General features: G+C 67.0%; 6 protein-coding genes. All 6 read right to left on the bottom strand.

What is annotated here, in order from left to right; translation table 11 throughout:
• Positions 1 to 188, bottom strand: a 188-nt coding sequence (locus RKP46_RS02520; protein ID WP_311105166.1) for a heavy metal-binding domain-containing protein, incomplete at its 3' end; no start/stop codon positions are given.
• Positions 189 to 301: 113 nt separating this feature from the next.
• Positions 302 to 814, bottom strand: coding sequence for an NUDIX domain-containing protein (locus tag RKP46_RS02515; protein WP_311105165.1), 513 nt, complete (start codon positions 812 to 814; stop codon positions 302 to 304).
• The gene (locus RKP46_RS02510; RefSeq protein WP_311105164.1) at positions 811 to 1842 is read right to left on the bottom strand and encodes a low specificity L-threonine aldolase; all 1032 of its coding nucleotides are present in this window, start codon (positions 1840 to 1842) and stop codon (positions 811 to 813) included. Before RKP46_RS02510 ends, RKP46_RS02515 begins: the two co-directional genes overlap by 4 nt.
• A gap of 37 nt (positions 1843 to 1879) precedes the next feature.
• Positions 1880 to 4495, bottom strand: a complete 2616-nt coding sequence (alaS, locus tag RKP46_RS02505) for an alanine--tRNA ligase (protein ID WP_311105163.1) — start codon at positions 4493 to 4495, stop codon at positions 1880 to 1882.
• 118 nt (positions 4496 to 4613) lie between these two features.
• Entirely contained in the window at positions 4614 to 5357 is a 744-nt protein-coding gene (gene ugpQ / locus RKP46_RS02500) for a glycerophosphodiester phosphodiesterase (RefSeq protein ID WP_311105162.1), read from the bottom strand.
• Positions 5354 to 6184, bottom strand: an 831-nt coding sequence (locus RKP46_RS02495; protein ID WP_311105161.1) for an extracellular solute-binding protein, incomplete at its 5' end; no start/stop codon positions are given. The genes RKP46_RS02495 and ugpQ, both read right to left, overlap by 4 nt.

Below are 6184 nucleotides of genomic sequence, written 5' to 3'. Positions count from 1 at the left end.
GCGAAGGCGGTTTCGCGGGCGCTGCGCAAGGTCTTCTCGTAGGCGCCGGCGCGGCCGCCGACGAAATCGCGTACGGCAGCAAACATGTCCTTGAGAAAGTTGGCGCCGATGATCGCTTCGCCGGTGACGACGCCATGGTAGCGGGTGATCGAACGGCCTTCGATGGCCGGGGTGGTGGACATCAACATGACGCTTTTCCTTTCGCTGGGTGACTGGGGAAGAGTGGGACAGAACAGGGTCGACTGGCGAAGATCGGGGAGGTGGACGCCGGCCGCGCGGCGCTGGCGCGCCACTGCCCTGCTCAGGGCGAGCGAGCGGGTGTGCCGGCTTTCGCGCGACGGGCAAGCCAGTCGCGTACCGCCAAGCCAGTGCCGAAATCCCAAGCTTTGAGCTTCTCGGGCGCGATCAGCCGATACTCGGCAAGTTCTTCGTTGAGGACGATCGCCCCGCTGGCGACGACATGGTAGGCGATGATCACCTCGTGCCGGCGGGAAAACGGGTAAACGCCGATCAGGCTGACCGCTGAGGTGCTCAGGCCGAGTTCTTCCTCGACTTCGCGCGCGACACCGTCGGCCGGATCCTCGTCGCGTTCGAGAAATCCGGTGATCAGACCGAAAGCGCCTGGCGCCCACGCCTGATTGCGGGCGAGGACGATCCTTCCCTGCAATTCGACCAGCGCGGCGAGCACCGGTGCGGGGTTGTCCCAATGGACGAAGCCGCACGAAGAACGACAGCTCAGGCGTAGCCGGCCGGCGGCTTCGAGCGTCTCCAGCCGGTCGCCACAGCGCGGGCAGAACTCCCACTCGCTGATCATGCCGTTTGCGCCAGGTTGCGCAGGTCGCCGATCAGACGATCGACCGTTTCCGGCGTCGTATCCCAGCCGCACATGAAGCGCGCGCCGCCGGCGCCGATGAAGTTGTAGAACAGCCAGCCGCGCTCGCGCAGCCCTTGCTCGATGCTGCTCGGCAGGCGGACGAAAACGCCGTTCGCGTCGACCGGAAAGAGTGCCGGCAGGCCGGCTGCTTCGGCGAAGCCGGCGGCGAGCCGGCGGGCCATCGCATTGGCGTGTTGCGCGTGCCGCAGCCAGGCGCCGTCGGCCAGCATGCCGAGCCAGGGGGCGGCCAGGAAGCGCATCTTCGAGGCGAGCTGGCCGGCCTGCTTGCAGCGGTAGGCAAAGTCTTCGGCCAGCCGGCGGTCGAAAAAGACGACCGCCTCGCCCACCGGCAAGCCCATCTTGGTGCCGCCGAAGCACAGCACATCGACGCCGGCGCGCCAGCTCAGGTCGGCCGGGCTGACGCCGAGGGCGGCGACTGCGTTGGCGAAGCGTGCACCGTCCATATGCACGCGCAGCCCGAAATCGTGCGCGACCGTGGCGACGGCGCTGATCTCGGCCGGTCGGTAGACGGTTGCGACCTCGGTCGTCTGCGTCAGGGTGACGACCTTCGGCTTCGGGTAGTGGATGTCGCTGCGTCGGGTGACCGTCTCGCGGATGGCCGACGGCGTCAGCTTGCCGCCCTCACCGCCGACGGCGAGCAACTTGGCGCCGTTCGAAAAGAACTCCGGAGCACCGCATTCGTCGGTCTCGACGTGCGCAAGCTGGTGGCAGATGACGCTGTGGTACGACTGGCAGAGTGCGGCGAGCGCCAGCGAATTGGCCGCCGTGCCATTGAAAACGAAGTAGACGTCGCAGTCGGTCTCAAACACTTCGCGCAGACGGTCGGCGGCGCGCAGCGTCCATTCGTCGTCGCCGTAGGCGCGCGCCTGGCCTTCGTTGGCCGCGACCAGCGCGGCCAGGGCTTCCGGGCAGATGCCGGCGTAGTTGTCGCTGGCGAAGTGCTGCATCAGCGCGCTGCCGGGCGTGTGGCGGGCGACGCGCGCTTCACAGGCGCTCGGCGACCCAGCCGGCGACCGAGGCGAGGGCAGCCGGCAGTCCGCTCGGGTCGCTGCCGCCGGCCTGCGCCATGTCGGCACGGCCGCCGCCCTTGCCGCCGATCTGCCGGGCGACCATGTTGACCAGCTCACCGGCTTTCACTTTGCCGGTCAGATCGGGCGTCACGCCGGCGATCAGCGTCACCTTGCCGTCGCTCGTCGAGGCGAGGACGACCGCCGCCGATTTCAGTTTGTCGCGCAGTTTGTCGATCGTCGAACGCAGCGTGTTGACGTCGGCGCCTTCCATGTCGGCGGCGACGACGCGTACTCCCTTGACGGCGACCGCACGGGCCAGCAGGTCGTCGCCCTGCGTTGCTGCCAGCTTCGCCTTCAGCCGGGCAATGTCCTTTTCCAGCGCACGCACGTTGTCGAGCACCTGTGCCAGCCGCGCCGGCACTTCGCCGAGCGGTGCCTTGACCGCTGCCGCAGCGTCGGCGAGCACCGCCTGTTGCTGCTGCACGAAAGCGACCGCGGTGTCGCCGGTAACCGCCTCGATACGCCGCACGCCAGCCGCGACGCCGGTTTCGGCGACGATCTTGAACAGGCCGATGTCACCGCTGCGCACGACGTGCACGCCGCCGCACAGCTCTTTCGACGACCCAATCGTCAGAACGCGCACCTCGTCGCCATACTTTTCGCCGAAGAGCATCATTGCACCGCTGCGCCGGGCCTCTTCGAGCGGCAGGATCTGCGCCTGGCTGGCGACGTTGGCGAGGATTTCATTGTTCACGATGATCTCGACGCGGCGGAGTTCGTCGGCGCTCATCGGTGCCGTGTGGGCAAAGTCGAAACGCGTCTTCTCGGCGTCGACGAGCGAGCCCTTCTGCTGCACGTGGCTGCCGAGAACCTCGCGCAGCGCGCGGTGCATCAGGTGCGTCGCCGAATGGTTGCGCACCGTGCGTTGCCGCGCCAGCTTGTCGACGCGCGCCGCGACATTGTCGCCAAGGCGCACGATGCCGGTGCGCACCAGCCCCTGGTGACCGAAAACGCTCGCCTGGATCTTCTGCGTATCCTCGACCGAAAAAATCCCCTGTGCCGTCTGCAACGTTCCACGGTCACCCACCTGGCCGCCTGATTCGGCGTAGAACGGCGTGTGGTCGAGGACGACGACGCCGACCTCGCCTTCGGCAAGCTGATCGACCGGGCTGCCCTCGCGGTACAGGGCAAGCACCTTGCCGGCCGCCTCCAGCGTCTCGTAACCGTGAAAAGCGGTTGCCGGGCCACTATAGTCGAGCGCCGCTGCCATGCGGAACTTTCCGGCGGCGCGCGCCTGCTCCTTCTGGCGCGCCATCGCGGCATCGAAGGCGGCGACGTCGACGCTGACGCCGCGTTCGCGACAGACATCCGCCGTCAGGTCGAGCGGGAAGCCGAAAGTATCGTGCAGTTTGAACGCGGTTTCGCCGTTGAACACGCCGCGCCCGGCGAGGGCGGCGAGTTCGCCCTCGAGAATGCTCATCCCGTGTTCGATCGTCTCGAAGAAGCGGACTTCCTCCTGGCGCAGGATCTCGCTGACGCGTTCCTGGCCAGCGACCAGTTCGGGGTACGCGTCGCCCATTTCGCTCACCAGATCGGGCACCAGGCGGTGGAAGAAGGCGGCGCGCGCGCCGAGCTTGTAACCGTGCCGGATGGCGCGCCGGATGATTCGACGCAGCACGTAACCGCGCCCCTCGTTGCCGGGAATCACGCCGTCGGCAATCAGGAAGGCACAGGCGCGGATGTGGTCGGCGAGTACGCGCAGCGACGGACTGTCCATGTCCGCGCACGCGGTCTCGCGCGCCGCGGCGGCGATCAGGCGGACGAAGAGGTCGATCTCGTAGTTGCTGTGCACGTGCTGGAGGACAGCGGCCGTCCGTTCCAGCCCCATTCCGGTATCGACCGACGGTTTTGGCAGCAGGTGCATGACGCCGGCTTCGTCGCGATTGAACTGCATGAAGACGTTGTTCCAGATTTCGATGTAGCGGTCGCCGTCGTCGTCGGGCGAACCTGGTGGGCCGCCGGGAATCCCTTCGCCGTGGTCGTAAAAGATCTCGGTGCACGGCCCGCACGGGCCGGTATCCCCCATCATCCAGAAATTGTCCGAAGCGTAGCGGGCGCCCTTGTTGTCGCCGATGCGCACGACGCGCTCGCTGGCTACGCCGATATCCTTGGTCCAGATGTCGTAAGCCTCATCGTCTTCGGCGTAGACGGTGACCCACAGGCGATCAGGCGGCAGTCCGTAGACCTCGACCAGCAGCTCCCAGGCGTAGCGGATCGCGTCGCGCTTGAAATAGTCGCCAAAGGAAAAATTGCCCAGCATCTCGAAGAAGGTGTGATGCCGCGCGGTGTAGCCGACATTCTCCAGATCATTGTGCTTGCCACCTGCGCGAACGCACTTCTGGGCCGTCGTGGCGCGCAGGTAAGGTCGCTTGTCGAAACCCAGGAAGACATCCTTGAACTGGTTCATGCCGGCGTTGGTAAACAGCAAGGTCGGGTCGGCGTGCGGCACGAGCGAACTCGAAGCAACGATCTGGTGACCTTTCGAGGCGAAGAACTTCAGGAACTTGTCGCGGATTTCAGCGCTTTTCATGGGGGTTTTCGTCCGGCTGCGGGGGTAGTTCGAAGAGTCGCGATTCTAACTTGAAAGTATCGTCAGCGCCCGCCAGCCGAGACTTCCGCGCAGCAGCGCGGCTACCGTCGCGGGCCGTTCAGAAACCGGCGAAAAGGTCGAGGCGATCACTGAACACGGCCTGCACGCCGCGCCGGCGCAGTGCATGCGCCGTCGACACGTCGTTGACCGTGTAGGCGAGGACGGGAATCCCCGCCTGGCGGGCACTGGCCAGCACGCCGTCGTCGAGCCGGTTGGCATCGACATTCAGCGTCGCTGCCTCGAGTTCGGCAACGCGCTGGCGCCAGTCGTCGTCGACTTGCTCGTAGAGGCAGGCTAGCGGCAACTCGGCAACGCTCGCGCGTGCGGCGTCCAGCGCTGCCCGCGAAAAGGACGAGACGAGCGGCAGCGGATGGCCCGCCCAGAATTCGCGCACGCAGCGCGCGACGACCGCGCCGGTCTCGGCTGCGCGCCCGGCGGCTGGCTTGATCTCGACATTGGCCTGCAGGCCAAGCTGCTGGCAGAGGGCGGCCGCCGCGGCCAGCGTCGGCAGCGGCTCGCCGGCAAACGCCGGGTGGTGCGCTGCACCCGCGTCGAGTCCGGCCAGCACCCGGTCGGCCGTTGCCGCAAGCGGCCCGCGACCGTTCGTCGTCCGCTCCAGCGTTTCGTCGTGCAGCAGCCACGGCGTTCCGTCGGCCGAGAGCATGACGTCGAATTCGACCGCGCGGAAGCCGAGGCAGGCCGCCAGACGCAAGCCGGCGAGGGTGTTTTCCGGGGCCAGCGCACCGCCGCAGCGGTGCGCAATGACGTGTGGCAAGGCCCAGGCCAGCCGCTTGCCGCTCACTTCAAGACGCGTGCGCGCAGTGCGGCCGGGAGAGCCGCGTTGCCGCGCTGGACGGCGATGTCGAGCGCCTGCTTGGCCGGCGTGCGGCCCGACCACGAGGCCTCGAGTTCCTCCTCGACGATGATGCGCACCGGTTCGATCTGCGAAACGCGCAAGGCGCGCAGGGCAAGCGGACCCTGCAACTGGCGACGGGCAACGTTCAGCCCGGCGAGGTCGGCCTTCAGCAGCTTGCTGCCCGCAGCGGCCACAGCGGCCGGAGTCATCGGCAGAAAACCCGCGGCAGCGGTCATTTCCACTTGTTGTTCAGCGTCCATCAGGAAACTGACGAAACGCGCGACCGCCTTGTACTCGGCCGGCTTCTTGCCGGCGCCTACCCACAGCGAAGCGCCGTCGGCGAGCGTCTGATAGGGTGCGCCCTGCGCATCCTCGTGGTAGGGCAGCGCGGAAACTCCGGTGTCCGCCTTCCGGTTGTCGCTCAGCGCCGCAAAAAGGGCTGAGGAGCTGGTCAACATGCCGCACTCGCCGGCCGCAAAGCGTCGGTCCGCTTCGTCGCGCCGCCCGAAATAGATGAAGAAACGCGCCTTCGCCCAGGTGGTCATCATCGCCGTATGCTTGACCTGCACCAGGCTGTTGAACTTCAGCCGGCCTTTCGCGTCGGCGACCTCGACACCGTTCCAGGCACTCTGGTTGTCGATATGCACCCAAGACGGCCACGACGTCGTGTACGGGCAGGCAACTCCCGCGTCGAACAGCTTGTCGGCGGCATTCTGTGCCTCAGCCCAGGTCTTCGGCGGCTTCTCCGGGTCGAGCCCCGCCTTGCGGAAGGC

This window comes from Accumulibacter sp., assembly GCF_031732815.1.
Classification (GTDB): domain Bacteria; phylum Pseudomonadota; class Gammaproteobacteria; order Burkholderiales; family Rhodocyclaceae; genus Accumulibacter.
Note: the sequence above shows the minus strand (reverse complement) of the source record. Positions and strands in the feature narration are given on the sequence as shown.